The sequence below is a fragment of the Paenibacillus sp. FSL H8-0104 genome, from assembly GCF_038050215.1.
Classification (GTDB): Bacteria; Bacillota; Bacilli; order Paenibacillales; family Paenibacillaceae; genus Paenibacillus; species Paenibacillus amylolyticus.
In genome coordinates, this window is sequence record NZ_JBBOTC010000001.1 from 4,403,096 (window position 1) to 4,428,843 (window position 25,748).

Annotated in this window: 27 protein-coding genes and 1 riboswitch; of the genes, 4 read left to right on the forward strand and 23 right to left on the reverse strand. The window is 45.4% G+C overall.

Features of this window, described 5'->3' with window-relative positions; translation table 11 throughout:
* Positions 1-12 precede the first annotated feature (12 nt).
* From NST38_RS19540 to NST38_RS19570, 7 genes are all read right to left on the reverse strand, one after another.
* Complete coding sequence (locus tag NST38_RS19540) at positions 13-3,840, reverse strand: hypothetical protein (protein WP_143781243.1); 3,828 nt, start codon at positions 3,838-3,840, stop codon at positions 13-15.
* Between the two features lie 67 nt (positions 3,841-3,907).
* On the reverse strand, positions 3,908-4,240 hold the full coding sequence (locus NST38_RS19545) for a hypothetical protein (protein WP_235200726.1): 333 nt from the start codon (positions 4,238-4,240) through the stop codon (positions 3,908-3,910).
* Between the two features lie 20 nt (positions 4,241-4,260).
* Positions 4,261-4,740, reverse strand: coding sequence for a hypothetical protein (locus NST38_RS19550; RefSeq protein ID WP_076251155.1), 480 nt, complete (start codon positions 4,738-4,740; stop codon positions 4,261-4,263).
* A gap of 128 nt (positions 4,741-4,868) precedes the next feature.
* On the reverse strand, positions 4,869-5,690 hold the full coding sequence (locus NST38_RS19555) for a hypothetical protein (protein WP_076251153.1): 822 nt from the start codon (positions 5,688-5,690) through the stop codon (positions 4,869-4,871).
* 252 nt (positions 5,691-5,942) lie between these two features.
* Positions 5,943-6,584 (reverse strand): hypothetical protein, encoded by a 642-nt coding sequence (locus NST38_RS19560; protein ID WP_076251150.1) that lies wholly within the window; start codon positions 6,582-6,584, stop codon positions 5,943-5,945.
* On the reverse strand, positions 6,568-7,599 hold the full coding sequence (locus tag NST38_RS19565; RefSeq protein WP_341344038.1) for a glycosyltransferase: 1,032 nt from the start codon (positions 7,597-7,599) through the stop codon (positions 6,568-6,570). The genes NST38_RS19560 and NST38_RS19565 overlap by 17 nt, the downstream gene beginning before the upstream one ends.
* A gap of 37 nt (positions 7,600-7,636) precedes the next feature.
* Positions 7,637-8,296: a glycosyltransferase family 2 protein gene (locus tag NST38_RS19570; RefSeq protein ID WP_076251147.1), complete on the reverse strand. Its 660-nt coding sequence runs from the start codon at positions 8,294-8,296 to the stop codon at positions 7,637-7,639.
* Positions 8,297-8,486: 190 nt separating this feature from the next.
* On the opposite strand from NST38_RS19570, the gene NST38_RS19575 reads away from it, so the two are divergent.
* From NST38_RS19575 to NST38_RS19590, 4 genes are all read left to right on the forward strand, one after another.
* Entirely contained in the window at positions 8,487-9,227 is a 741-nt protein-coding gene (locus NST38_RS19575) for a GT-D fold domain-containing protein (RefSeq protein ID WP_076251146.1), read from the forward strand.
* A gap of 183 nt (positions 9,228-9,410) precedes the next feature.
* Positions 9,411-9,680 (forward strand): hypothetical protein, encoded by a 270-nt coding sequence (locus tag NST38_RS19580; protein ID WP_036607821.1) that lies wholly within the window; start codon positions 9,411-9,413, stop codon positions 9,678-9,680.
* A 175-nt stretch (positions 9,681-9,855) separates the two neighbouring features.
* Positions 9,856-10,083 (forward strand): hypothetical protein, encoded by a 228-nt coding sequence (locus NST38_RS19585; protein ID WP_036607823.1) that lies wholly within the window; start codon positions 9,856-9,858, stop codon positions 10,081-10,083.
* A gap of 180 nt (positions 10,084-10,263) precedes the next feature.
* Positions 10,264-10,452 (forward strand): hypothetical protein, encoded by a 189-nt coding sequence (locus NST38_RS19590; RefSeq protein WP_076251145.1) that lies wholly within the window; start codon positions 10,264-10,266, stop codon positions 10,450-10,452.
* Between the two features lie 24 nt (positions 10,453-10,476).
* Here NST38_RS19590 and NST38_RS19595 read toward each other — a convergent pair whose 3' ends face one another.
* The 16 genes from NST38_RS19595 to NST38_RS19670 form a co-directional block, all read right to left on the reverse strand.
* A complete protein-coding gene (locus NST38_RS19595) occupies positions 10,477-11,244 on the reverse strand; it encodes a peptidoglycan recognition protein family protein (protein WP_076251143.1) in 768 nt (255 codons plus the stop codon).
* Positions 11,241-11,666: a phage holin family protein gene (locus NST38_RS19600; RefSeq protein WP_036607828.1), complete on the reverse strand. Its 426-nt coding sequence runs from the start codon at positions 11,664-11,666 to the stop codon at positions 11,241-11,243. Before NST38_RS19600 ends, NST38_RS19595 begins: the two co-directional genes overlap by 4 nt.
* Before the next feature lie 161 nt (positions 11,667-11,827).
* The gene (gene ytfJ, locus NST38_RS19605) at positions 11,828-12,310 is read right to left on the reverse strand and encodes a GerW family sporulation protein (RefSeq protein WP_036607830.1); all 483 of its coding nucleotides are present in this window, start codon (positions 12,308-12,310) and stop codon (positions 11,828-11,830) included.
* Between the two features lie 147 nt (positions 12,311-12,457).
* Positions 12,458-13,189 carry a DUF2953 domain-containing protein gene (locus NST38_RS19610; RefSeq protein WP_076251141.1) on the reverse strand — a complete coding sequence of 244 codons (732 nt, stop codon included), beginning with the start codon at positions 13,187-13,189 and terminating at the stop codon, positions 12,458-12,460.
* A gap of 189 nt (positions 13,190-13,378) precedes the next feature.
* The gene (scpB, locus tag NST38_RS19615; RefSeq protein ID WP_076251139.1) at positions 13,379-14,035 is read right to left on the reverse strand and encodes an SMC-Scp complex subunit ScpB; all 657 of its coding nucleotides are present in this window, start codon (positions 14,033-14,035) and stop codon (positions 13,379-13,381) included.
* On the reverse strand, positions 14,004-14,804 hold the full coding sequence (locus NST38_RS19620) for a segregation and condensation protein A (protein ID WP_036672308.1): 801 nt from the start codon (positions 14,802-14,804) through the stop codon (positions 14,004-14,006). The genes scpB and NST38_RS19620 overlap by 32 nt, the downstream gene beginning before the upstream one ends.
* 103 nt (positions 14,805-14,907) lie before the next feature.
* Positions 14,908-15,375 (reverse strand): 6,7-dimethyl-8-ribityllumazine synthase, encoded by a 468-nt coding sequence (gene ribH / locus NST38_RS19625; protein WP_017687651.1) that lies wholly within the window; start codon positions 15,373-15,375, stop codon positions 14,908-14,910.
* Between the two features lie 102 nt (positions 15,376-15,477).
* Entirely contained in the window at positions 15,478-16,710 is a 1,233-nt protein-coding gene (locus NST38_RS19630; protein ID WP_036672311.1) for a bifunctional 3,4-dihydroxy-2-butanone-4-phosphate synthase/GTP cyclohydrolase II, read from the reverse strand.
* Positions 16,711-16,742: 32 nt separating this feature from the next.
* Entirely contained in the window at positions 16,743-17,411 is a 669-nt protein-coding gene (gene ribE / locus NST38_RS19635) for a riboflavin synthase (RefSeq protein ID WP_036607839.1), read from the reverse strand.
* Positions 17,412-17,471: 60 nt separating this feature from the next.
* Positions 17,472-18,575: a bifunctional diaminohydroxyphosphoribosylaminopyrimidine deaminase/5-amino-6-(5-phosphoribosylamino)uracil reductase RibD gene (gene ribD, locus NST38_RS19640; protein ID WP_036607842.1), complete on the reverse strand. Its 1,104-nt coding sequence runs from the start codon at positions 18,573-18,575 to the stop codon at positions 17,472-17,474.
* Positions 18,576-18,898: 323 nt separating this feature from the next.
* Positions 18,899-19,068: riboswitch (FMN riboswitch) on the reverse strand.
* Positions 19,069-19,236: 168 nt separating this feature from the next.
* Positions 19,237-20,544: a hypothetical protein gene (locus tag NST38_RS19645; protein WP_341344268.1), complete on the reverse strand. Its 1,308-nt coding sequence runs from the start codon at positions 20,542-20,544 to the stop codon at positions 19,237-19,239.
* A 113-nt stretch (positions 20,545-20,657) separates the two neighbouring features.
* Complete coding sequence (locus tag NST38_RS19650; protein WP_017687646.1) at positions 20,658-21,089, reverse strand: peptidylprolyl isomerase; 432 nt, start codon at positions 21,087-21,089, stop codon at positions 20,658-20,660.
* Positions 21,090-21,338: 249 nt separating this feature from the next.
* Complete coding sequence (lysA, locus tag NST38_RS19655; protein WP_017687645.1) at positions 21,339-22,670, reverse strand: diaminopimelate decarboxylase; 1,332 nt, start codon at positions 22,668-22,670, stop codon at positions 21,339-21,341.
* 103 nt (positions 22,671-22,773) lie between these two features.
* Entirely contained in the window at positions 22,774-24,441 is a 1,668-nt protein-coding gene (locus NST38_RS19660; protein ID WP_017687644.1) for a spore germination protein, read from the reverse strand.
* A gap of 24 nt (positions 24,442-24,465) precedes the next feature.
* Positions 24,466-24,894, reverse strand: a complete 429-nt coding sequence (locus NST38_RS19665) for a stage V sporulation protein AB (protein WP_026080996.1) — start codon at positions 24,892-24,894, stop codon at positions 24,466-24,468.
* Complete coding sequence (locus NST38_RS19670; protein ID WP_017687642.1) at positions 24,875-25,531, reverse strand: stage V sporulation protein AA; 657 nt, start codon at positions 25,529-25,531, stop codon at positions 24,875-24,877. Before NST38_RS19670 ends, NST38_RS19665 begins: the two co-directional genes overlap by 20 nt.
* Positions 25,532-25,748: the final 217 nt, after the last annotated feature.

Sequence of the window (25,748 nt, forward strand, 5' to 3'; positions counted from 1 at the left end):
TCCTAACCTATTTTATCTGGGGTAATTCCTTCCCATTCCCGCACCAACATTGCTGGCCATTCGGTTTGCAATACCAGGACTGTTCTGCCGCAGTGTCTTGTCCAACGTAGATGTCAGTCTCTCCACATCTTTTGTACTGCCTGTCATATTATCGATGTTCACATGAACCGTGACATCACCTGAGCCAACCATCACACTTTTATGTGTATTGTTCGTCGTCATGTAGTCAAAGTAATCCATGACCTTAAGACCTGATGGAATGTTGAATGAAGATATCGGTTTATCCATTTTTTTGCTAATTTCATACAAATTTTTGGACTGTTCTACACCCAATGCTTGGATTTGTTTAAAAATCTCCATATATTCATTTGACCCTGGTTTAAACACACCACTATTCAGCAGATTCTTCCAATCTTGCTTGATCGAACTTATTTGTGAATTCATTTCAGATGCACGGGATTTGTTCAATGCAATTAATTCTGGTGCATCTTCCTTACCCCCATTAGCCGCAAGAAGATCATACATTCGTTTATCATAATCCAACTGTGTCAACTCAAACTGATCATTCATCTTGCGTCTAAGCTCATCAATCTGGCTGTTTTTAACACCATTCAGTTCAAGCTCTGATTGTGCCTTCTGCTGTTTCTTCTCATTGATCTCCAGGCCCAGTTCATCTTTATCCTTACCTTCAGCCATCTTGTCGTACGTCTTCTGTAAACTTGCAATGGCCTTATCGAAGAACTTGATATTCTCTTGCAAATATTTCTCCATTAGCGCGCGCATCTGACCAGAATCTTCGCGAACACCACTAATCAACAGGCGGGATCGAGTGACTTGGTAATTGGTTTCGTTATCACTTGTCGATTTGTTAAGCTGCCGATTAATCTTGGCGATCATTTCATCAATACCATTGCTTTGCGGCTGTGGCCTATAACCGTTAGCAATAGTTCCTATTCCACCCGCAGCAGGAATATACTGCATTTGAGGTTGAATATATTGTATCTGCGGTGGTTGTTGTTTGTTGTCCCCAGGCGGTTTTCCAGACTCTTTATCCATTTGAATCTGGGCTTCTTTTTTCTCCTGCTTATAGTTGTATTCCTTGCCCAGTTTCTTCTCAACTGCATCTCCGCCGTCTTCGCTCCATACCGCCTTAAATCCCTTCCAGTAATCCCCGAACTTGTTATTGGTAGCACTTTTTCCGAATATTGAACTCATTGTGCCAGACACAGCAGCATCCATCCCCAGGTTTAACCCTTTCCACACTTTCCCTACAAAAGATGACTGCTCCATATCCTTGAAATCTTTGGCCAACTCTTCTTTATTGGTTGCGCGAATACTCTGCTTCTCCGCTTCTGACTTCCCCATGTTGTTTAATGGATCGACAAGACCAGAGACGACATCCATAGCGGTCATCGCTAACCCAAGTGCTGGTACAGCTTTTAAAGGCCTCAATAATCTCCCGCCGGATTTGACTAATTTCGAAAATTTTCCGGGTGTTTTAATCCCACGGGCAGCTTGCTCCGCATTGATGTCACGCTGAGTAATCGAGTTGCCTTGTCTATCTCGAAGAATATTTCCATCTTTATTACGGATCGGGGCATTGCTATCAAAAAATGCTTTGCGATTGCCTGTATCTTTCATATCCTTAAATCTGGAAAGAAGACCTCTTTTGGGTGTGTTTTTATTCCCTTTTTTCGAGTCGCCCCCCGGATTGAATTCATCCATTATCGCGTCTTTCATGACATCTTTGATCAGGTCTTCATGACGAGCTACAAAGGTTTTGTTCTTGGGTTCTTCCTTGTCATCCTTAACAGGGGATCCAGGGGATCCAACGCTTCCTGCACCTTGAGTAACTAACAATCCTCCTGGACCACTCATCATACTCGCGAGCTGAACCTGTTCAAGTTCCTTCAGTTTGGATATGTATGCTGTAGCATCGATCATGCCTTGTCTAAAAGAAGCATTTAACTCATTGACTTCGGTTCTCAATGTGGAGAGAACATCATTCAATAGAGTTGACTGTTTACGCAGCTTCTGGATCTCGGATTCGTACCGTTGAACATCGGTTGAACCGTATGTAAACTCAGCATTAAGGAAATACAACTTATTTCGTAGTTCAACCGCATCGAGGTCCATGTCATCCATCGCCATCATCAAAACTCTAGCTTGGTGTTCAAGTTGCATCATTGCTCTACTCGTGTCATCCAACTCTCGCCCTAGAAACTCAAGGCTTCGCTTCGTCTTTGCAATCTGAATATCGAGTGAATGCATTTCTTCTCGCAACAGAAGAAGTTCTCGACTATACGTTTTGACTCGCTTCTCAGCTTCGTCACGTTCTTCTGCATGAATGGAAGAAGCCGCTGTATCCCCATCTTGTATAGCCTGATTGTACATTTTATGTTGATGATCTCGGTTAGTCCGAGCCTGAAGTACCTCACCTTGCTTGGCTGCGGCCCTACTTTGAATTTCTGTTCTGCGATGATCCAGAGTCTGTAGACGACTCTGCTGTCTGCCCATTTCTTGCGCTACACCAGCACGTTGCACATCCGTGACTCGAAGTGGCTCGGGAACGTTGCTCCCCGTATTTTCGACTTCCCCTGGATCCGTATTTGTAGCACCGTATCGCTTCTGATCGCCTTCATTCATCACTTCACCGAACTTATCCCACGCAACCTGAACTCCGACTTCATCCATAATTCGGTTAAGCACTTCCATATGATCAACAATGCCACCCGTACGATCTCCAATTAACCGCATGACTGCGATAAGATAATCGCCCAGCTCGGCAAATTCCTCTTTCAACCCTTGCATCGCCTCATGTGTTGCAATCTGAAATGCGATTTCGATCTGTCGTTGTCGGAATTGAAGGTTGTCTCTGCTTCCAGTGCGCTGATGGACCGACGCGTTTGCATCCGAAGCCTTCAATTGTTCAGCAAGAAGATCGAATCTAACTCGATTCGATGCAAAGCCCTGCTGAGGATGATCTCCTTTTGACTGAACCAACAATCCAGCCTTGCTAATCCAGTTGGCTAATGCATCCTCTTGTGCAAGCGTTCCATCAGGGTTACCAGCCATTGGAAGGGTCTGACGCATCATATCCATCAAGTCCTGAATGCCAACATCCAACATCGTTGAAGCTCTGATCATCATGTCTGTGACTTGGGACAGATCAAAGCTACTGCTTCCCCATGCCGGAGTAACAGCTTCCAGACCTGTTGCCGTCTGTTCTACATCCATATTGCCCACTGAATGCAGCTTGGCTACTTCTTCAGCAAACGCGACAGCTTCAGATGAATGATCATAATTACGAGAACCAATACGATAGGCAAGACCTACATCTTCCTGATCCATACCATGTTTCAGTGCAATTCGTTGCAGATTTTTGACCGTTCCGGTTTGTGTGAATTGCCCACTGCCATTTGTAGTCCCAGACGATCTAAGCTCCAAATTTTGGTCGGCCCGGCTTATCTGTTGATCCATCTGCTGCGACGAGTCAAGGGATTTCTTAAGTAATGTTGTTGAATACCCCTTGGTTTCACCTGCTGAAATATATTTCATCGTATTCATCACGGAGTCTATCAACCCCTGTGAGCCAGCTGCAGATACATCCTTCATTTCACTGAACGCTCCACGATAAAAGTGCTCCAAATCGGTAGTCAATGTTTCAATCATTTGCGACTGCATATCACTTCTGATTGTCTCCACTCGTCTAATCAGTGTGCTAACGCCTGAAGGGGAACTCTCTTTCAGTACTGCGTTTTGTCCAGTTAATTGATCCTTATCCGTTAATATTTCTTGTGTTAAGGAATGTTTATCTCCTTGTCCTTCTGTTTCAGTCAAAAGAATCACCGCCTTTATGCATAAATCCCGTTCTACCTTCATTTAGGCAAAACGGGATATCTCTCTCTTATCCTCCGAGCGCTTGTGCAAGCATACCGATATCATCTTCTGATATCTCTGCGTAATCCTCGTCATTGAAGGTTCTTTTACGTCTGACGGTCCCATCTTCTTCGACTTCCTCGCCCCCACCGCCACCGAACATGCGAAGAGGTGCTGTCATAAGCTCAACCTCAAATTGAATATATTTCTCGGCTGACTTGCACAGCTCCGCAACCTGAGGGAGTGTGTACTCCCAAATCTCCCACTTGTTCAGCCCACAGTGTTTATGGAGGGTGAAGAAGATTTCTCCCCAGTGAACAGGTTCCTGTGTTTCCGTATCACGGATTTCGGTTCCCTCCAAAGACTCCCCCTCGGTGCGTTCTACTTTTTTAAACCATTGAGTCCAATGAGCATATCAATGACTTTGCGAGCTGTGTTCAGATCAAGGTACTCATCCAGATACTCTCGATTGATGGTATACTCACCATGCTCATCTTTGGTCACGATATGTGGATAGTTTTTGAATGCCATTGCCAATACATCAAATAAATCCTGCTGCCGCTTTTCATCCAGTTCATCATTCTCAGTCGGAATGAAGTTAAGAATAATGGCATCGATATTCACCGTTTTTAGCAACTTCATCAGACGGCGGGCATCCTTCAGGTTACATGGCGGAATACGATATTTCCGTCGATCCCTCAGCGTAATAATCTCATCATCTTCAAAGAATGCACGCTCAGCAGCTTCCACTTCCTCCGGAGTCACCCGTTTGTTTTCCGGATCATCTTTGATTCGTTTCGCCGCTTCCTCATTCAGCTTTTCCGCAAGCTCACGCTCGGCTTTTTCTTGTTCTGTTTCCATGAATTTAAAGACCTCCCCAGGACATTCTCCCCCATATAATAAAAAACCTGGCAAGGCAAGGCTCTGTGAAGGGGAGGACACAGATGCCGTTTGATACCTTGCCAGGAGCAATCAACTTTATTTAGATATTAGATCTTGCTTGGTGCGCTGAAGCGTTTGATACTGCCGATTTTTCCATCAGCACGTTCAGGGTCAAGAATCTGCAAAGAGATTGCAGATGCAGAAGCGGCAGCGCGCTGGGCATTGATGCTGAATGTACCTTTTGCACGGCACATGTACAGCTCGGTTTCAACACCTGCATACGAACCATCTTTTTGCTGGAACGTCCCGTGATGAACGACAGAGATTGGGAATGGTACTTCGTCAACCAACAGATCAACCATGTCTACAATTTGATCTCGCTTGTAGTTCAACACAATCTCTTTACCGATATGGAACGCATTCAGGATGACTACACCGTTCGCTTCGTCGTAGAAGAACGCATTGGGTTCCACGGCTGTTCCTTTAGTAGTGAGTTGTTTCAGCAACGTGTTGGAATCTTTGAGACGAACCGTAATGTCACCGTTACTTCCATAGATATCACTTACATGCTTCGGTTTGGCTTCCGCAAATCCAGAATTGGAAACGCCTGCAGCCACTGTAGACTGCTCATTCAGCACCCATACATAAGACTTCACTTGCTCTTGTACCGTTGAACCCATCATCAGCTGGATCGCATCCAGATCGAATTTAGCATCTGTTGCCGATACTTCGATCGATTTCGACTTCACCAGTACATCAATGGCGAACAGACCGTCACCACCAAAGATGTCCTCAAGCTCCACGTTAAGGTCAATTTTCAGATCTTGCAGGGTGCCCAGGGTAACTACCTCAATTTCGCCCATCGGATCTTTTGGAAGGCGTTTAGCCATAAACGTACCTACACCTTTGATAATCATTTTTTTAGCCATTGAACAGTCCACTCCTTAGGATAGTATGTATTTTTAGCTACGGAGACTTGCTTAAGCCGGGATCAGGTTAAAGGACTTGATGATCGGGAGATCCTTCTTTAATCCGTCTGGCTATTCACCGTCTCTGCTTTTTATAGTGTAGAACGCTATCTTCAATCCCTAACGATAATGTAAACGAAATATATTGAAGCACGATTAGCAACCGTCATCTTTGCAAAAGGAATAGTCCAATAAAGGTCAAAGAAAAGACCCCTACATTAGAGGGGTCATTCTGTTTGGCAAAGCATCTATAATTTGCGCTACCTGTTCTGCACGTTCTTTGATCTCAAATTCATCGGCAGTAACCAGATGAACATGTGAGCAGTATTTGCCATGCTCATAGATTCTCTCGGGTGTAATGAAGACAACGTCAGCAACAGCTTCCATCTTGTGTTTGTGCTTCTCGTACTGATCCGGATCGGTCAACGAATCAAATACGACCAGATCAGGATAGGCTGTCTCGACAGAACTTGCCAGCCGGCTATCGTTCACCCAATAGATTACGCGATCACCTTGAAACAGCGTACGGACATTATGGCCCACACGGGCTACGACAAAGTTTGGAAGCTCCGGATGGGGATACTCCAAGGCATCTACCTGATAGAACTCATCACTGGAGTTGATATATATTACATTGTAGCCTACTTCCGCGAGTGCTTTTAACAGCCGTTGTGGTCGACGCCCGAATCGTTCACTATGGAAATCGATCGCAGGCAGATATACAATCGTTGTATCCATGTTTGGAGTGTATGTCGTAACATTGAACTCCGTCGCGTCAATCTCTATTTCTTCAAGCTCAATTGTCGGTGGTGAAGTCGATTGGCTACCAAACATTCGTTTAAATATCTTTTTCATTTCTCATACCTCCTATGACCTGATTAATCATCTTCACGGCATCCATTGCCCTGCCATCCCAACTATTAGACTTAGCCACCCTTACTCTTGCCGCAATTTTGGAAGCACTATTCTCACGAATCGCTTTCTCCAACATCACCCCGCAATTATGCTGATTCATAAAGTAAGTTACATCGCTGTACTTATGAACAATTTCCTCCATACGCGTCGTCAACACAGGTTTGCCCGCAGACAAATATTCATAATACTTGATCGGATCGCAGCCCCGGATCATCTCTGTCAGCTTGAATGGCACGATACAGACATCGAATTGAGCAATGTAGGCGGGAAGCACTTTATAATCTTTGTGCGGAAGACAAGTCACACTGGGATGCACAATATTTTTTTGATAGAGGGCATTGTTTCCAATCAAAACAACACGATAACCTTTATCTGCAATAGCGGTAATCAGCGAATAATCCACCCACGATGCCATTGCACCGTGGAAACCCACAATCTTTTGCCCATCATGAACATCGGGGAAGTCCGCCGGTTTGGGCAGAATTGCCCGCGCTTTCTCAAAATGTTGGTAATCTGCCCCGTTAGGGCACATAAAGATTGGTTTGCCGTCATGTTTATGTGCCTCGTACATCACCTTGGCAGTCGTGGCAATAAGATCTGCACGGTCGAAACATTTCGGGATGTAGGATTTCCACACAGCAAACTCATCAGCCGAATTATCAAGGTAATCAAATACGGTAAAATCAAACTTCCGTCCATCCGAATAATTGTACTGACCTGGATTCGAGAACCAGAGTACCTTCTTTCCTTTCACCAGGTGATCGTAGTTCACACCTTTTTGCACAAGGAACAGATCCTCATTTAACTTTTCAATCGGGCGGGTCTGCTTTCTGTACGTTTCTTCATTGATAAAGATAGCCCTTATACCTGGAATATTAGAGAAGGCGGTCATCAATTGCTGAGGACGTTGGAACAAGAGGTTCCAGTCAAGTGCGGGCGGGTAGACAATGGTCATTTCTATACTTTCAAAAACCGGATTTTCTCGTTGTTTTCTACGAAGCAGCCAATTGAGCAATCAACTCCACCCCTTCCGCATAGGCATGAACGGGACGCAACCGAGTATCTACAAACAGTTCAAACCCCAATCTTCTAGCTTGCTCACAGAATGGTGCATCTTCACCTGTTGGATGGGAACCATATCGAACCCCTGCTTCGATCACTTCACGCTTAATCAAATATACGGCACCTGTCAGTTCTACTGGGAACAAACCCGCTTTGAATTCAGGTATATGTTTTCCGCCGCTCATGGCATTATGAGCCTTCAATTTTGGGTGATTCCGTATAAGCATTGCGCATATATCTTTGTCATTATCCATTAACTGCCGTAGGCTACCCTCAGGAATGATGATATCCGTATCAATTGAGAACAGATAATCACAGTCCGATTCCAGAAACTCATCCAGAAGCATATTCCTCAACAACGCCAGGTTGTGATAGGAATATTGTCCACGTATATGACCATATGTTCTCCCCAGATGATGAGTCAGATAAGGAATCTGATGACAATCAAGGATATGCTCCGTCTGATCTTCACTATCATTCAGGATGTACATATAATGCTTCTGCACTGCTTGTTGCTCAAGTGATTGCAAGTGCCGTTCCATAATCCAAGCCCGGTTTCGTACAGGACTACCTATAAATACGTTTTTCACAGTCCATCCCCTCTCCCTTTTTACATAGTCTAGACTGTTGCTCAATAACCTTCGCACATTGAACAAAAAAAGAGTGATTCCTCAAAAGAAGAGAGAGAACGAAGCGTTTTTCCTATTCTAGTACAGAAGGAGTTGATGAATATGTATACCAAAGAAACCATTATTCACACATGGAAAGAAGGTGACCTGCATGCTGGGGAGTGTAGAATTAATCCACAACTGGTTCCAAATGGCCTCTGATGGAGAAGCCCATGCTTCTGTTCGATTTGGGGATGCTTCCAACACCATTCTGGCCCACGATACCGTTCTGACTATGGATTTCATTAAGTCTCATTACGGCTGGTTGAACGATCCTACCTATTGCGGGATAACCTTACCCAACGCGAGTGCGAGAGAAATTATTGTACACTGCCTGCGAAAAGCGGATTACGTCGGACATCTGATCCAGACAGATCACTGGTATTTCAAGCCGTTATTTGATATGTGCCTTGCCTATTACAAGGTGGAACCCAAAGAGACCTTCTATGCTTTTGAGAATAATTACATCGCCAGATTCAGGTTATTCTATGAAACATTCAAGACCATGCCTATTCTGCTCTGCGGAGCCAAGGCCGAGCAATATCGAGAAGTTCTGGAGCGGAGATACGGGTGGACAAGCATCGTGGGAACGGTGGACTGCCCCTCGTGGTCTCATGTGAGCACAGCATCCAAACAAATGGAACATATCTACCAACAGACACCGTGGAAGCTTGCTCTGGTGTGTGCAGGTGCACCCGGCAAGGTACTGGTTATTAAAGCGAAAGAACTGCACACCGTAGGTGTTGACTTTGGTTCCGGAGCAGATGTTGCCATTCAAGCCGACAGCGAAAATCTGAACGCATGGGATTACAACGGATTTCCTGATTATTGGGAAGGCAGACCCAAAAAATGACCCTCTCCGGGTCTTTTTGCTGGATAAAACTGTGATTCCAAATCCGATTTTATTGACTTAGTAGCTGTTGATAATTTAAACTATCTGCCTTATTATTGTTAAGATAACTCCTAATCTAACCTGGTTTAAACTTGCATGAAGAGGAGCTCTGCTAAGATATTCAAACCGTTGGAGGGAAATGTAATGGCGTACTCGCAGTCAAAGACCGAAATAGTAGCGACTCATTTACGAACAAGATTTATGGAAGGTAACGTGGAGGGACATGAGATCGTTGTTGCCTTGATCAGTATGGTCAAAGCTGAGAAGATTAATTTAGATGAGGTTGCCCCTATTCTCTCTACAGTCTTTTTTGAACAACCGCAAGGTATTCTGTTGGCACTCGAAAAAGCTAGCACCCTGATTGATGATGAATTAATTGATTCCATTCTCCACGAAGTAAACGAAAAAGCTTAATCTTACATACAAAGGGAGAGCTTATCATCAGATTTTAATTTACAACAACCAGTTATTCTCTCCACACTTTTAGATTGAATAGATTCATCACTGAGAAATTGGAATTTCTCGTTATTTTCTGTCCTCCTCCGCTTATTCTAGTAGTATTACGAAGGAGGGGACACCAATCGAGACAGTGAATAAAGCCATTTTATTTTTAGCAGTTATTGAAACCATGCTTGAAGCGCTCCACCATACAGAAGTAGATCAGACAGAACTTGTGGATTCGCTTGTCATGTTAGGTTTTGATCCCATTGAGATGTTGTACGAGACAAATACCATTAGATCTTTCCAAAAGATATGCAGGGCTTTCGCAGAACTCCATCTTACAGATGAGGCCCTGGACACGTTCTCAAAAGAGTAGTTACATAACCAGAACCCCACATCACATTCGACGTGGGGTTCTGGTTTTTTTTGAATTTGAACCCGTTTTGAACCGGATCATCTTAACCTTCCCCATCCTGCCTCGTATAGGTCATCTAGGGACTATGGACATCTCCATCGCCCCTGTTGACTCTGACTTAATTAACGAAAGGACGGTTGTATGAGCTCACCCACACCAACACATGTGATCGAAACAAATCAACTCGCTGTTATTGGAGTCGTCGATGAATTCTCGATTCAGACCCAATATGAACTTGAGTATCCTGACCATATCGTGATTATACAACATTTTTATTTTTTGAAAGATCCAGCACACTTTAACTCTTGGTTAACCAGCAGACAGGCATAACCTCTATCTGAGATGTACTTTGGGTCAGGACTTTTTACGTCTGCGCTCATCAATTAAAACCTTCAGTAACAGCAACTCTCCATAGGTTAACTTCTTCTTGCGTACCTTCTCTACCCATGCCCAATCTTCAATCACCTTGTCGTTGTAGGCATCTCCAATATACTGATCAAGTTCATTCCAGGCCCATTGTGCATAATCCAGAACTGTATTCATATCATCATCCTCCGTGACTGCTATTTCTTGCAGTGGGTTTAATTTTATATGTACTGCTTGCTTAAATCTTTCATATTCACCTGGTTGTTTAATCCATGGCAGCGGGCATTCCTTCCATCCAACCACTTCTTTATGTGTGAAGAAGACGGGTGGAAAGCCCCGTTCCCTGATTAGGTATACCGCGAGGTCTACAACGTTGTTAAATGTATCTTCATGGATACTGCCATCCTTTTCAATGCACATCTCAATGCCCACTGTACTATTGTTCGGATATGTCCCAAGTTTGGCTAGCGCTTCCTTCGTGTATGTTGCACTCCCACAGTGATAGGCTAGTTCATCATCCGGGAGACTGTTATATATCGAAGTGCGATCTACCGAGAAGTGTGCGCTTGCATAACGACCTTTCACTGCTTTATTGGAATCCTGCTGTGCCAGACTTGCAAAGTATTTGCTAATGTTCTTCGCGGGCGCTCCGGGAGAAGCCGTATAATGCATTACAATTCCACATTTCGCTTTTAATTTAAGTCCGGCCCGACTGTATTTATTCACAGGTATGTAATCCTTGGTGATCTGTATCATGACATCTTCTCCTTATCTTCAACTTGATCTTCATTCCCTCGAAGCTTAAAGAGTGCTGAAGTGATAAACTTCGGTACAGGCAGGCCCAGTTTTCCCATGTTCTCCAATATACTGATTCCTTCGGTACCAATGATGAACATTAACATTGCATCTCGCATAAAATCATTGGAATTGCCTGCAACCATATCCAGTTGATGTGCAATAATGACAAAAACAAATGTCAATGACTTACGAGCAAGCCCCCACCATCCAACCCTGCTGGATAACTCCTTCCTATACCATGCAGACAGCACCCCTGTGATGTAATCCAGCCCCACAAAGATGGTCACGGCAATAAACAGGTGATCAATTCCTCCTACCAAATACACGACTGCCGATAGCAGCCAGCCAAACAAAACCATAAACACGGTATCTCTGTGCATTAACGTTCCCCCTTTAATAACCTATTTCATGTCTAGGTTAGGCGGATCATAGACATAAGTCTCATGCAATACGGAAACCTCCGAAAAAACACTCACCATCTGCTATACAAACAGCAAAAATCCCTCACGCTTGGATGCGGGAGGGATCATGACGAAATGATTCAGCTATAGGTTGATGGATCTGGTGTAACTGGTACACCTGTTGTATTCGTTGGTGTTGTATTCCGTTGGAACATGCCTTGAATTCGGTCCAAAACATAAGGGGTGGAGTCAATGAGTTTCTCAAACAGATGTGTGGAGTTATCGAGTGGTACAATGTGTACCCCCTGTTTACCTACCACCAGGAACGCAATAGGACGTATGGATACACCGCCGCCACTACCGCCACCAAATGGAGAAGCTACTTTAGCTGAACTCGCATGTTCAGCAGAGGTACCCGTAGCACCACTTTTGCCACTACTTTCTCCATTAACGTGAAAATCACTACCACCGGCAGCAAATCCGAATCCCACCTTACTGATTGGCAGAATCACGGTACCATCTGGTGTTTCGACTGCATCGCCAACAATTGTATTGACATCCACCATGGCCTTGATATTTTCCATTGCGGTTTCCATTAAGCCTTGAATTGGATGATCTGACATTTAAATTCCCTCCAGTTTCAATGTAAGCTAGGTTTGATCTAACCATATCATCCCCAAACTTGAAGGGACTTATGTAATAAGCATTTTAAATACACTCACCAAATCCCAACCTTACATTCTCAAAAACAGACCGACTATGATGGGTTTTTATACTGTTGTCCCACTAAGTTTCTTCTTTTGCTTCTCCTTATGCCTGCGGCGCTGTTCCTGAAGAAGCTTGAACCACATCCGCCATCCGCCTTCGACTTGAAACACACGGGTGAGTAGTGTAACTCCAGCGATCAGAACGGCTGTAATCCGAATTTTCACTCTGAAATCAAGTTCCGTTCTAAATTCCATTTCATCGGACCATACCGGCATAACCTGAAGCACAGGTGTTTCATCAAAGCGGATCTGATAGGTGAGAAAACCAATAATAATGGACTTGATACTCCACACCCAGCCCGTCAGCACCGCTGTATATGCTGCATCACCAACGCCGATGTGGGTAGCCCAGGACAGTTGGGTCATATGTACGCGTGTAAGTGTTTGCTTCAGCCACAGCTTGAGCGCGTCCGTTGCCCTAAGCATAATTTTCACATCTTTAGCCCACTTCTTGACTTTGCGTTTGTTGACCCGCTCGCTTCCTTGGGCCTCGCCTCTCGAATGATTCATGGATTGTTCGGTCTTGACCAGAAAACCTTCCTTCATATTGCGAAAAACAATACTCGGGATCTCATAGTTAATCCGCACAATTCCATAGAGAAGACGAACATTAATATTGGCGTAATCATCACTTTTATGTTTACTGAATGTAAAATGTACATGAACATTTGAGATGAGGACTGCGGCAATCAGCAATGCGAACAACAAACCGATTCCTCCAAGCCAAATCCACACAGGCCTTACCTCCAAGCCCTCAATTCTTTTCTCGTCTAGTATGGCACTCTGAATAGGAAAAAATTCACGTCTGACCTAAAAATCCCATTTGATATTTGTTTGGAAACTGTTTTATTCACCATTTATCTAAAAACAATGCGCAAAAAAACCGACTCCACTGATGGGTGTCGGTTAGTATGAGCTTGCAAATTAGAGTGAAGAGTCCGTATTATCGTCTTCGTTGTCAAATTGACTTAGATCATCCACCGGATCAGCACTTTCCGGTTCCAGTTGTTGCAAATCCAGTTTGTTGAATAATAGTTGTGTCTCTTCCTCCAGGTTTTCGGAATCTTCGAACAAGCCCGGTTCCGGAAGGTCTTTAATTGAAGCCAGTCCGAAATAATCCAGGAATGACTTGGTTGTTCCGTACAGAATTGGTCGTCCGATCGCCTCGGCTCGTCCCACTTCAATAATCAGATCCTTATTCACAAGCGTATGGATGGCCCGCTCCGATTTTACACCGCGGATTTCCTCAATCTCTACCCGTGTAATGGGCTGCCGGTACGCTACAATAGCCAGCGTCTCCAGAGCCGCTTGGGATAAGGACGTACGCGCGGGAGAGTATGCCAGTTTCTCGAAATATACAGCGTGGTCAGGCAAGGTGCCCAACTGAACTACACCAGCGATCTTGAGAATCTGTACACCTCGTCCCTGCTGTGAAAATTCATGAATCATCTCCTCAATCGCGTCCGTTACAAGCTCCACTCGCTGGTCAACGATCTCGGCGATTTGTTTGATACTCAGACCTTCTTCTCCGGACAAAAACAGCAGGCCTTCAATAATCGATTTCAATTTCGGAAAATCCATGATTCTTTGTTTCCCCTCTCCACTCCATAACGATATCCTCAAACATCCGTTCCTGATAACAGACAATCTGCTTCATCTTCATCAGTTCCAGCACCGCCAGAAAAGTGACAACAATCTCATGGCGATAGATATGTTCATCCATCAACTTGGAGAATAACAGTCTGCCACCCGGCCCCATACTTTCCAAAGCGCCGATGACATCCCGTATCCGATCCTTAACCGAAATCTCATCCCGTTTGATCCGGGTTACGGTTGTACGCTTCTCAGCCTTGCGTAGCGCCTTCTGAAATGCTGCAATCAGGTCAGAGGTGTGTAAACCCTCAACCGGGTTCGATTGGGCTTCTACGGGCATATAGGGGCGCAGATCCTCGGGCTCTTTGGAAAATATAAGACTGCGTTCCCACTCCCGTTCATGAAGATGACGCGCAATTCCCTTGTACTTGCGATATTCTATCAGACGCGCAATCAGCTCTGCACGTGGATCATAATCTTCTTCTTCCATATAATCATAATCCTCGAAGTCCTCAATGACCGGTGGTTTGGGCAATAAAAGTTTGCTCTTGATCGACAGCAATGTTGCTGCCATGACCAGAAATTCACTCGTAATATCCAGTTCCAGTTCCTGCATCGAATGCAGATACGCCATGTATTGATCGGTAATATCGCTGATGGGAATATCCTGGATATGAATTTCAGCCTTATCAATCAGATGAAGCAGCAGATCCAAAGGCCCTTCAAAAGTCTCCAGTTTGTATGTAACTACCGTCACTAGACGAATCCTCCCGCCAGAAAAATACAAAACCCTGCTAAGCCGTCCGAATCGGTTTCCCGTGTTCGTCTGCGCAAAGCAGGGCACTACTATTAAATAAGCACTATTTTAGCTGTTTCGTCAAGTTTGCCATCTCAATTGCCGCCGTAGCTGCATCCCAACCTTTGTTACCCGCTTTGGTTCCAGCACGTTCAATCGCTTGTTCAATATTTTCTGTTGTAACCAGTCCAAAGATCGTAGGCACGCCAGTTTTCAGATTAATTGCTGCTACCCCTTTAGCCATCTCGTTGCACACATAATCGTAATGCGTAGTGGATCCACGAATGACAGTTCCCAAGGTAATCACCGCATCATACTTGCCGCTCTCTGCCATTTTCTGCGCAATCAAAGGGATTTCGAACGCACCTGGAACCCAGGCTACATCCACTTCATCATCCTGAACGCCGTGACGTTTGAATGCATCGAGCGCTGCGCTAAGCAATTTACTGGTAATGAATTCGTTGAAACGTCCAACGACAACTCCATATCGTGATCCTTCTGAAACTAAATGTCCTTCAAAAAATTGTGGCATTCAAGTCATCTCCCTAACGGTATAATGTAATGTAAGTAACGGAAATTCCTAATTAATCTCTTCCATAAATTACATGGTGAACATTGTTCATCTAAAATATATTTACTGTTCGTTTTGCTCGATATCATCAAACTTGAGCATATGCCCCAGCTTGGCTTGCTTGGTATGAAGATAAACCGTATTGTCCTCGTTCTCCTCCATCTGGATCGCGACACGCTCTACGACTTCAAGTCCATATCCTTCAAGACCTTTAATTTTACGAGGGTTGTTAGTTAACAGCCTGATCTGACGAATCCCAAGGTCTTTCAGAATTTGGGCACCAATTCCGTAATCACGCAAGTCAGCAGCAAAACCCAAACTCAGGTTTGCATCAACAGTATCCATACCTTCCTCTTGCAACTTATAGGCTTTGAGTTTGTTGATCAGGCCAATACCCCGACCTTCCTGTCTCATATAAAGCAGTACACCATTGCCTTCCTCGTGGATCTGTTTGAGTGCCGCATCAAACTGCGGACCACAGTCACAACGATGCGAATGGAATACATCACCTGTCAAACATTCAGAGTGCACACGTACAAGTACGGGTTTCGAACCATCAATTTCTCCTTTGACCAAAGCCACATGTTCCTTATTGTCCACAGCGTTTGTATAAGCCACCGCTTGAAACTCACCAAAGTCCGTTGGCATACGCACAGCCACTTCACGTTGAACCAGCTGCTCTTTTTCGTTACGGTAACGAATCATGTCCTGAATACTGATCAGCTTCAGATCATGCTTCCGGGCAATCTCCTGCAGATCCGGAAGTCTGGCCATCGTGCCATCTTCCTTAATCACTTCACAAATAACGCCAGCAGGGTAGGAACCACACATAATGGCCAAATCTACCGCCGCTTCTGTGTGCCCGGCACGACGAAGTACTCCGCCGTCTTTTGCAATCAACGGGAACATGTGACCAGGCTTACGGAAGTCCCCGGCTTTCGCCTCAGGATCAATTAGACCTTTCACGGTAATAGAGCGTTCATGTGCCGAAATACCTGTTGTCGTATCTTTGTGGTCCACAGAAACGGTGAAGGCTGTTCCATGGAAATCCGTATTTTGTTGAACCATCGGTTTCAGGTTAAGTTCGTCCGCACGTTGTTGTGTAATCGGAACACAGACCAGACCTCTACCTTCAGTAATCATGAAATTAATGACTTCAGGTGTCGCCTTTTCGGCCAAAGCGATAAAATCGCCTTCATTCTCCCGATCTTCATCATCCACAACAATGACGGGTTTACCACGCATGAGATCATATATGGCTTCTTCTATTGTGTCCAGAATGGATTGTTCTGACATTGGTCCACCTCCAGTTAATTTCTGTTCTCTATTTATGCAAATCCGTGATTGGAGAGAAAATCTTCACTGATACTGCGCGGCTTGCCAGCACCCGTCTCCCGATGTCCTCTCCCATACTGGAGCAGATGATCCACATATTTGCCCAAAATATCGCATTCGATATTAATGGTATCCCCTGTCTTTTTCACATTTAGTACAGTTTCACCAATGGTATGCGGGATAATGGAAACCGTGAATGCGGTATCCGATGTATGGACAACGGTTAAACTAATGCCATCCAGTGTAACCGATCCTTTGGGGATCAGATATTTGAACAACTGGTGATCATCAGGCTTGATCTCAAACACAATTGCATTCTGATCACGTGTTATACTGCCAATCACTCCAGTACCATCGACATGACCCTGAACGATATGTCCGCCAAAACGACCGCCTGATTGCATGGCCCGCTCCAGATTAACTTTACTGCCAGATTGCAGCTGACTGAGATTGGTATGGCGATAGGTTTCAGGCATTACATCGGCGGTAAAACCTCCACCTTCGAGCGTTGTCGCAGTTAAGCACACACCGTTCACTGCTACACTATCACCAATCTTCAGATCGTCCATGATGGCGGAAGCTCCGATATTCAGGACCATCGCTTCGCCTTTCCGACCAATACGCCGGATCTGACCGACTTCTTCCACCAAACCGGTAAACATGCTGCCGCCTCCCTTTTTCAAGTATAAAGAACCTAACTTTCTACTTTCAAATCCATTTATTTATTCAGGCCACACCGGAATACCGCCAATGCTGATATTATCTCCAACTTGTTCAATCTCCAACTGATTCAATTGAATCGCCTGATTCATACGTTCCACACCCTCGAAGCGGAAGCTTCCAGGTGTATCATAACCGCCTACAATCTTCGGAGCGATAAACATGAGCAGTCGATCGACCAACCTTGCCTCCAGCATGGCTCCATTCAAGGTGCCTCCACCTTCAAGCAAAATTGAACCAATGTCACGCTCACCCAACTTGCTAAGTCCGTTTAACAGATCCACACGTGGTCCAGGACCACAGCGTATAATTTCGACGCCGTAGGCTTCCAAACGTTCAGCAGCTTCAGGACTGGCTTCGTCTGTTGTCAGCACCCATGTTGGAGCAAGACCATCCTTAACCATTTTGGCACCTACGGGAAGACGTAACTTGGAATCCACTACAATGCGCACTGGACTAATGCCTTCGACTTGCAAACGGGTTGTTAGTTCCGGATTATCGGCGATTACCGTGTCGACGCCAACCATGATTCCCTGGTGACGATGACGAAGGGCATGCACAATCTCACGAGCGGGCTCGTTAGAGATCCACTTGCTGTCTCCGCTGCGAGTAGCAATTTTGCCATCCAGAGTAGTAGCCGTCTTCAGTGTCACAAAAGGTAGACCCGTTGTGATAAATTTAATGAACTTTTCATTCATGCGTCTTCCACGCTCACGCAGTACGCCAACTTCAACTTCAATGCCTTGTTGACGAAGCATGCTTATACCCCTGCCGGATACTTGCGGATTTGGATCTTCACAACACACCACAACACGTTTCACCTTTTCATGAATCAGGCGTTCACTACAAGGTGGCGTCTTGCCATAATGACTACAAGGCTCAAGTGTAACGTATACCGTACTTCCCTCTGCATCACTGCCTGCCATGTTAAGTGCATGCACCTCTGCATGACCGGTTCCACGTTTCAGATGGCTCCCCAGGCCTACAATACGGCCTTCTTTCACAACTACACATCCAACAACCGGATTAATCCCCGTCTGTCCCTGTGCTCGTTCCGCCATATCCAATGCCAGTGCCATATAAAATTCATCATTGATCATTTCCAAATCCGTTCACCCCGCGGTTTAAAGTCTTGTTTATTAAAAAATCCCCGTCGAACAATCAGTTCGATGGGGATGATGAGAGACAAATGTCACCAGCAGGAGTGAAATGGATACAGCACGCCAACACTTTGCCCAAAACTTCATTTCGGGCAAGTGAAAATAGACACATACCTTAATGAACATCAATTACAGGTAAAGAGCTTTTATAGTGCGGCATATGTATGGAACTGTCCGACGTAACCGGATCTTCCCTGCACAGTGCAAGACAATACAAATTGTGACTGTGCAGCAATACTCCTGCTGAATGCAAACCTGTTAGGTCTGCACCTCTCCTTCTCCCATCCAGACTATACTGTCGGTTCTGGAATTACACCAGATCAGCCATCTGCCAATGGCAGACAGGTCACGGACTTTGCATCAAGTGCTGGACACCATAGGTCCTTACACTTCCTGCATCACCGCCGGTAGGGAATTACACCCTGCCCTGAAGGATTGCTTTCGTTATTACTTGGATGTTAGCACTTTAATGCCAAAAAATCAATTGTTTTTTGTTCCTTTTTGTCACATACTAACTTTTAATAAGCTAAGAAACAACAAAAAACCGCTTCCTCTCAAAGAGGCACGGTTTTGGCTTGGAGGCCTATTTCACATCCATCGCATCATTCTACATATCAGGAAAACACCAGCTCGCCATATGCTTTAATTCTTTGGCATTATGGAATGGAGTGCGATCAGGTTCTTGCAGGGGCGAAGTCGGAAGCGGGAACTCTCTTGCCACCCTTCTGACCCAACTTGTGGAATCGATCGCAATAGCCGAGCATTTCCAGCGTCCATTCGCTCTCGGTCGAAACGTCCCATGCAAATCTGCTTTTCCCGGCATCTCTGGGAAGACTCCATCCAGATATTCAACGATGACGCGCTTGTCTCTGACTTCATGACAATATACAGTCACCCATACACCTTCCCGGACCCGAACAGCATACACATCTCCAGACTGTACCTCCCCGGTACCTGCATCAGGTGATGCCTTTGGTACTTTTCCGCGAACACTTCTCTTCTTCTCCAATGCCCCTAAGATCGTGTCCTTTACAGCTGGACTCTCACCAGGCTTATCCGCAAGTGATATATTATTCAGATCAAAATCATGAAATATCTTGTTCAGGTTGTTCTCATTAATTCCGACAGATGAATCCCACCACGCCAGAGGGGCCTGCACTTCAACCCGCACATTGGGGCGTGCGTCACGCTGCATGTATGAGGTGAATTCCGTGATCATTCCAGGATGTTCCTGCGTATCCAATATGCCAATCAGAGCTAACGTCTCAAGTAAATCACGGTAGGCATATTCCTTCTGTGTAGGCAAAAGACGTTCCTTCTTGAGCGCTACTGCTGCCTTGCTGTAACGTGTTTTGGGAGGTAATTCGCGCAGCACCGTTAACACCGCACGGAATGTCCAGCGGTCGTACTCATTGGGTATTGGAAGCTCCTGCGCGGTAGCCAGCTCTCGAAGTGCCAACACGCATCCAAAAGGATCACCGTCCAACGGGGTTCCATTGGTCATCCGCCAATACCATTGCAGCGTTGTGTCAGTTGCTTGATCCACACTTAATCCGCAGATCTTACAAGTGTTCGAAGATGGATATGGCGTATGTTCATGACTTGGCATACTGCTCGCAATAAGCTTGCCTGTAAGCAACGAACGCCAGATCATGGGTGCTGACCACAAAGAGGATACAAAGGCCTGCGCTGCATCATTGATCGTCCATTGGTTCGCAACTTTTTTCAGCTCAGTAATCGTTTCATCATGTTGCGGACGTACAAAGCGATTCGGTTCATGCCCGGCTGCCTCAAGCGCTTCTCGATCCTTTACGGATAGACTATCCGGAACGACATGGCGCGATGCCTGCAATTCTTCATCCCACAACGTGCGCTCACTATAAATTTGTTTTAACAAGCTTAGCTGAGTAACCATATCCAAGGTTATATTCATCCTTTCTAATTATCGATTTGAAGTATGTAAAAAATAAAAAAAGTGCTTCTATTAAAAGAAGCACTTCATGTTTGGATCCAGTTAAGGTGAAGGTATTAAGCTTCTACAACTTCAACAGTTTCCATTTTGTCTTTACCTTCTAAAGCGTCCACGAACTCCATACCTTTAGTTACTTTACCAAATACAGTATGTTGTCCATCCAAATGTGGTTGCGGTTGGTAGCAGATGTAGAACTGGCTTCCACCTGTGTTACGGCCAGCATGTGCCATAGCAAGTGTTCCGCGCTCATGTTTGTTCGGGTTAATTTCACAGTTGATTGTGTAACCTGGGCCACCTGCACCGGAACCGTTAGGGCATCCGCCTTGAGCTACAAAGCCCGGGATAACGCGGTGGAAAGTAAGACCATTGTAGAAACCGGAGTTAGCCAGTTTCTCAAAGTTTGCTACTGTGTTTGGAGCTTCTTGATCGAACAGATCGATCAGAACTTCTCCGCCGTTTGCCAATTTAATTTTCGCTTGTTTCGCCATATGTAAATGACTCCTTTCGTATTGACCATCGTTAATGGTGCCAGAACGCATGACCCTGGGCCAAGCATTACAGCACTTTTCTTAGTGTACACCGAAAATGTCTGGATCGCAAAAAAAACGGCAACTTTTTTTCATGATTTAGCTCAAATACGCAAAAAGCAGACAAAAAAGGAAGTTCCCTTTTCATCTGCTTCAACTGCAAAATCCCTATATCTTGAATAATGCAGAATCGCATTATCTTTTGACGAATTAGCGAGTTACTGGCTGTTTTCCAATGCGCGCTGGTACCAGGTCATTCTGGATGATATCTTGATACGTCTCACGGCGTACCACGACATCCCCTTGACCGTCTTTGACAAAGACAACAGCTGGACGACGAATCCGGTTGTAGTTGCTCGCCATGGAGTAGTTATACGCACCTGTGCAAGCTACAGCGAGCAGATCGCCGCTTTCCACTTTTGGCAGGTCCAGATCCCAGATCAACATATCGCCACTCTCGCAACATTTACCCGCAACAGATACTGTTTCCTGAGCAGCCTCATTCGCACGGTTGGCAAGCACAGCTTCATACTTGGATTCATACAAAGCAGGACGTGGGTTATCGGTCATACCACCATCAACGGCAACGTATTTACGCACGCCTGGAATGTCTTTGCTTGTTCCAACGGTATACAGCGTTGTTCCCGCTTCACCCACGATGCTGCGGCCTGGCTCAACCCAGATCTCAGGTACGGCATAGCCGATTTGAGCAAAATGATTTTTAACGGCATCTGTAATAGCCTTCACGTATTGTGCAACTTCAAGTGGCGTATCTCCATCGATATAACGGATTCCGAATCCACCACCAAGGTTAACCACTTTGAAAGCAACATTAAGACGCTCATATACACTTGCTGCAAATTCAGCAACACGTTGAACCGCCATCTGGAAGCCTTCAACTTCGAAGATCTGGGAACCGATGTGGGAATGCACACCGAGCAATACCAGATTAGACTGCTTGGAAGCCAAGTCAATCGCTTCAAATGCCGTACCATTACCGATATCGAATCCAAATTTCGAATCCGTCTGACCTGTGGAAATATATTCATGCGTATGTGCCTCAACACCAGGCGTCACACGAAGCAAAATGTTTACTTTACGATTTTTGTCCGCTGCTACAGCCTGCAACAGATGCAATTCATTGAAGTTATCAACAACAAAGCATCCAATCTCTGCATCAAGAGCCATTTCGATCTCTTCCAGCGTTTTGTTGTTACCGTGGAAGTGAATGCGCTCAGCCGGGAATCCTGCTTGCAGTGCAGTAAACAGTTCACCGTCAGATACGACATCCAAGGAAAGTCCTTCTTCAGCTGCAAGGGCACACATCGCCATTACACAGAATGCTTTACTTGCGTAAGCAACCTGGAAGCCAAGTCCGGAAGCACGGAATGCTTCCATGTACTCTCTGCAACGCTCACGAACCAATTGCTCGTCCACAACGTACAGGGGAGTTCCAAATTGTTCTTTCAGATCTGTTGCATCAACTCCGCCAATCTCTAGATGCCCTTGCGCATTTATTTTACTTGTACCATGTAAATACATAATCTGCATTCCTCACTTTTTATATACTGGAACAATTGATATTCCAATGATTTTACACCAGTATATCAAATTAGGCAGCGAGATGAATGGATTTTTCGGAAGATCATTTGTGTTTTTTACTTTTTTGCAGTTCCCCGTCCGGATCATCGGACATTTTGGTGTTGTCACGGGTTTTATTGAATGATGGACGTTTTTTATTTTCCAGCAGCGGAAGCCGGAATAAAAAGTTGCCCAAGGCCTTTGCATTAAACGGTATAAAAGGCCAGAGATACGAAGAATTGTACGACCGGTGAACGGTGAGCGCCAATATGAGTAATGTACAGCCCACGACCAACCCCGGAACCTTGAATATCGCAACAGCGACTAGCAGAACCAGCCTGACCAGCCTATTGGCGAGACCCAACTCGTAACTCGGCGTGGCAAACATACCGATGGCTGCTATGGCCATATAGAGCACAACCTCATTGACAAAGTATCCTGTTTTCACCGCGATATCCCCGACTAGAATGGCCGCGATTAAGCCCATAGCCGATGCCAGAGGTGTAGGCGTATGGACCGCTGCCATCCGTAATAAATCGACGCCTAGTTCGATCAGTAGAAACTGTAGAATCAGTGGTAACTTTACATTTTCCTGCGGACCAATGAAGTCGAGTCCCATCGGTTTAATCGAAGGGTCAATAACCATCAGAAGCCATAGTGGTAGCAAAAACAACGAGATGAGAATCCCTGCAAAACGGACCCATCGTAAATACGTTCCCATTAAGGCCGTCTGTCTGTTCTCCTCCGCATGCTCACATAGGTCGAAAAAGGTCGTAGGCAGAATCATCACACTCGGGGAAGTGTCTACGAAAATGACGACTCGCCCTTCCAGCAAATGGGAGGCTGTAACATCCGGTCGTTCCGAATATCGAACGAGTGGGAACGGATTCCAGCCCTTGTTGATAATCGCTTCCTCCAGCTGCTTGTCGGCGGCCGGAATACCATCGATATCCACTCGCTGAATTTTTTCCCGGACTGAATCCACCTGCACTTTATCCACAATATCGTCAATGTACACCACGCAGACATCCGTTTGTGTTCTCCGACCCACCTGCATGATCTCAAACTTCAGTCCAGGGTCGCGTATTCTGCGACGCACTAAGGTCACGTTGGTCAGGAGCGTTTCTGTAAAGCCGTCTCTGGAACCGCGGACCACCCTTTCCAATGAAGGTTCTTCTGGTGAACGAACCGGGTAACTCCGTGTATCCATAATTAAGACCGAGCGATCTCCTTCAACGAACATTGCGCTCATACCGGTAAGGACCTTGTTGATGACAGCACTCATCTTCTCGACTTTTTCCACCTGAATGTGGGGAATGTAACATTCAAAATAGGATTTGAGTGCATGTCCTGAGACGTCATCCGGCGTGAGATAGGTTAATCTTTTCAAGACTTCAAGCAAAATCTCATCCTTGGCGAAGCCGGTGATCATCAGCAATCCAACGTGCTTACCACCTAGGACCATTTCCCTCATATTCACGTCGAACGATTCTCCAAGCCCCAGCACCTGTTGCAGTGTATATCTGTTCTCACTCATGCGTGGGGAGATATCATCGTTTTCCTGCCAATATTGTACGGATTCCTCAATGCTGTCGGACATCTCATTTTGTTTTTTCTTATTGTACGCTTTCTCCTCTTCTTCCTTCTGAATCTCATAAGCAGACTTGTGTAACATCTCTTCCGTTATACCTTCACTATTTTCCTGGCCTGTGTGCTCCGTTCGTTCATCCATCTTCCATCCTCCTATGGCCACGAGTTACCGCTGATATATGAAAAAATCAAACAGGGAACCTGTCATTTTGCCCAAAATCATGGCGAGCAGTAATCCAAATAAATAAGGTTTCATGCCCAATCGTTTGGCTAGCACGGGCAGTACATTGAGTACCTCAGTGAGCGCTGCGGCGAGCAGACCGATGAACACGCCACAGAACAAACCAACGATCGGGCTGAGCAGCAGCACCCCATGCATTTTCCAATGCCAGAAGTCCGCCACCGTCCCGAGCAGTGAACCACCAATTAGCGCCCCTTCGTACCAGTGAGTTTTGTCATACGATTGCGTAAGTTGAGCCAACCTGGGAATCATATCGAGCACCAGAATGAGCGCAATTACGCCGCTCCCTACGGCAATCCCCCCTGCAATACCCAATACAATGCTGATTGCTCCATTAAGAACGCTCATCCGCATTCATCTCCCTGCGTTCCTGCTCGTGCATCCGTTCACTTTCTTCAATCACCACATATTTATCTACATTTTGCTGGTATAGGAACATCTCTACTTCCAGCGGGGTAGGTTCCTCATTCCATTTTTTCTTAAACAAATGATTAAAAAATACTGCCATTCCGAATCCAATACCAATAGAATACGCCACTTGGAACAGATAGGGATGTTCGTCCCGATGCCCAGTGAGCATCTCCACAATTCGAATCTGTACTTCCTGCATGTTCACATCGGCATGAAAATTCATAATGGTTAAGGCCGATCCGAAGAACAGCAGCAGCCAAACCAATATGAACAGAGACTTGGAAGGTTGACCATTTCCCGCAATGACTTCAACCAACGTATGGCCTGATCCTATCAGTTCCACACTTACCTCCGGCAAGATGTGCCGAATTTGGGGAATAATCTGCAATATATCAATGAGGATCAGATTGCCATCCTCTGGTCCAGGGCTTAGCAGTTCAAGCTCCAATAGCCTGCCCTCTTGGTCTTCTGAAGAGGTCAGTACATGTGCAATGTCTCCAAGCTTGACTGCTCTGCCCCTCTGGATGCGAATACGGCTGCGCAGACGAATATAGACCATTGGAGTGGGTGTCTGGGACATCCATAGCACTCCTTTACTGCGTAATTTAGGTTAGTATTTGAAGAATGTGCAAATTTATTACAAACGGGTTGGAAAAAAGGTGGAAGGCTGAGTTGGCGCTGCGGGATGGATCGGTCATTGGTCACTGTTGCTCGGGGGGAGGATACACGCAGACACTACGACGGCAGACCAACCTTCTGATCGCTGTTGTCTCCAAATTCTTTTTATTGATTTCTAA

Excerpts from the sequence above, each read along its gene's own strand:
- NST38_RS19550 (WP_076251155.1), bottom strand. The coding sequence starts at position 4,740 with ATGGAAACAGAACAAGAAAAAGCCGAGCGTGAGCTTGCGGAAAAGCTG.
- NST38_RS19555 (WP_076251153.1), bottom strand. The coding sequence starts at position 5,690 with ATGGCTAAAAAAATGATTATCAAAGGTGTAGGTACGTTTATGGCTAAA.
- NST38_RS19560 (WP_076251150.1), bottom strand. The coding sequence starts at position 6,584 with ATGAAAAAGATATTTAAACGAATGTTTGGTAGCCAATCGACTTCACCA.
- NST38_RS19565 (WP_341344038.1), bottom strand. The coding sequence starts at position 7,599 with ATGACCATTGTCTACCCGCCCGCACTTGACTGGAACCTCTTGTTCCAA.
- NST38_RS19575 (WP_076251146.1), top strand. The coding sequence starts at position 8,487 with ATGCTGGGGAGTGTAGAATTAATCCACAACTGGTTCCAAATGGCCTCT.
- NST38_RS19580 (WP_036607821.1), top strand. The coding sequence starts at position 9,411 with ATGGCGTACTCGCAGTCAAAGACCGAAATAGTAGCGACTCATTTACGA.
- NST38_RS19590 (WP_076251145.1), top strand. The coding sequence starts at position 10,264 with ATGAGCTCACCCACACCAACACATGTGATCGAAACAAATCAACTCGCT.
- NST38_RS19595 (WP_076251143.1), bottom strand. The coding sequence starts at position 11,244 with ATGATACAGATCACCAAGGATTACATACCTGTGAATAAATACAGTCGG.
- NST38_RS19600 (WP_036607828.1), bottom strand. The coding sequence starts at position 11,666 with ATGCACAGAGATACCGTGTTTATGGTTTTGTTTGGCTGGCTGCTATCG.
- ytfJ (WP_036607830.1), bottom strand. The coding sequence starts at position 12,310 with ATGTCAGATCATCCAATTCAAGGCTTAATGGAAACCGCAATGGAAAAT.
- scpB (WP_076251139.1), bottom strand. The coding sequence starts at position 14,035 with ATGGATTTTCCGAAATTGAAATCGATTATTGAAGGCCTGCTGTTTTTG.
- ribH (WP_017687651.1), bottom strand. The coding sequence starts at position 15,375 with ATGCCACAATTTTTTGAAGGACATTTAGTTTCAGAAGGATCACGATAT.
- NST38_RS19630 (WP_036672311.1), bottom strand. The coding sequence starts at position 16,710 with ATGTCAGAACAATCCATTCTGGACACAATAGAAGAAGCCATATATGAT.
- ribE (WP_036607839.1), bottom strand. The coding sequence starts at position 17,411 with ATGTTTACCGGTTTGGTGGAAGAAGTCGGTCAGATCCGGCGTATTGGT.
- NST38_RS19645 (WP_341344268.1), bottom strand. The coding sequence starts at position 20,544 with ATGGTTACTCAGCTAAGCTTGTTAAAACAAATTTATAGTGAGCGCACG.
- NST38_RS19650 (WP_017687646.1), bottom strand. The coding sequence starts at position 21,089 with ATGGCGAAACAAGCGAAAATTAAATTGGCAAACGGCGGAGAAGTTCTG.
- lysA (WP_017687645.1), bottom strand. The coding sequence starts at position 22,670 with ATGTATTTACATGGTACAAGTAAAATAAATGCGCAAGGGCATCTAGAG.
- NST38_RS19660 (WP_017687644.1), bottom strand. The coding sequence starts at position 24,441 with ATGGATGAACGAACGGAGCACACAGGCCAGGAAAATAGTGAAGGTATA.
- NST38_RS19665 (WP_026080996.1), bottom strand. The coding sequence starts at position 24,894 with ATGCGGATGAGCGTTCTTAATGGAGCAATCAGCATTGTATTGGGTATT.
- NST38_RS19670 (WP_017687642.1), bottom strand. The coding sequence starts at position 25,531 with ATGTCCCAGACACCCACTCCAATGGTCTATATTCGTCTGCGCAGCCGT.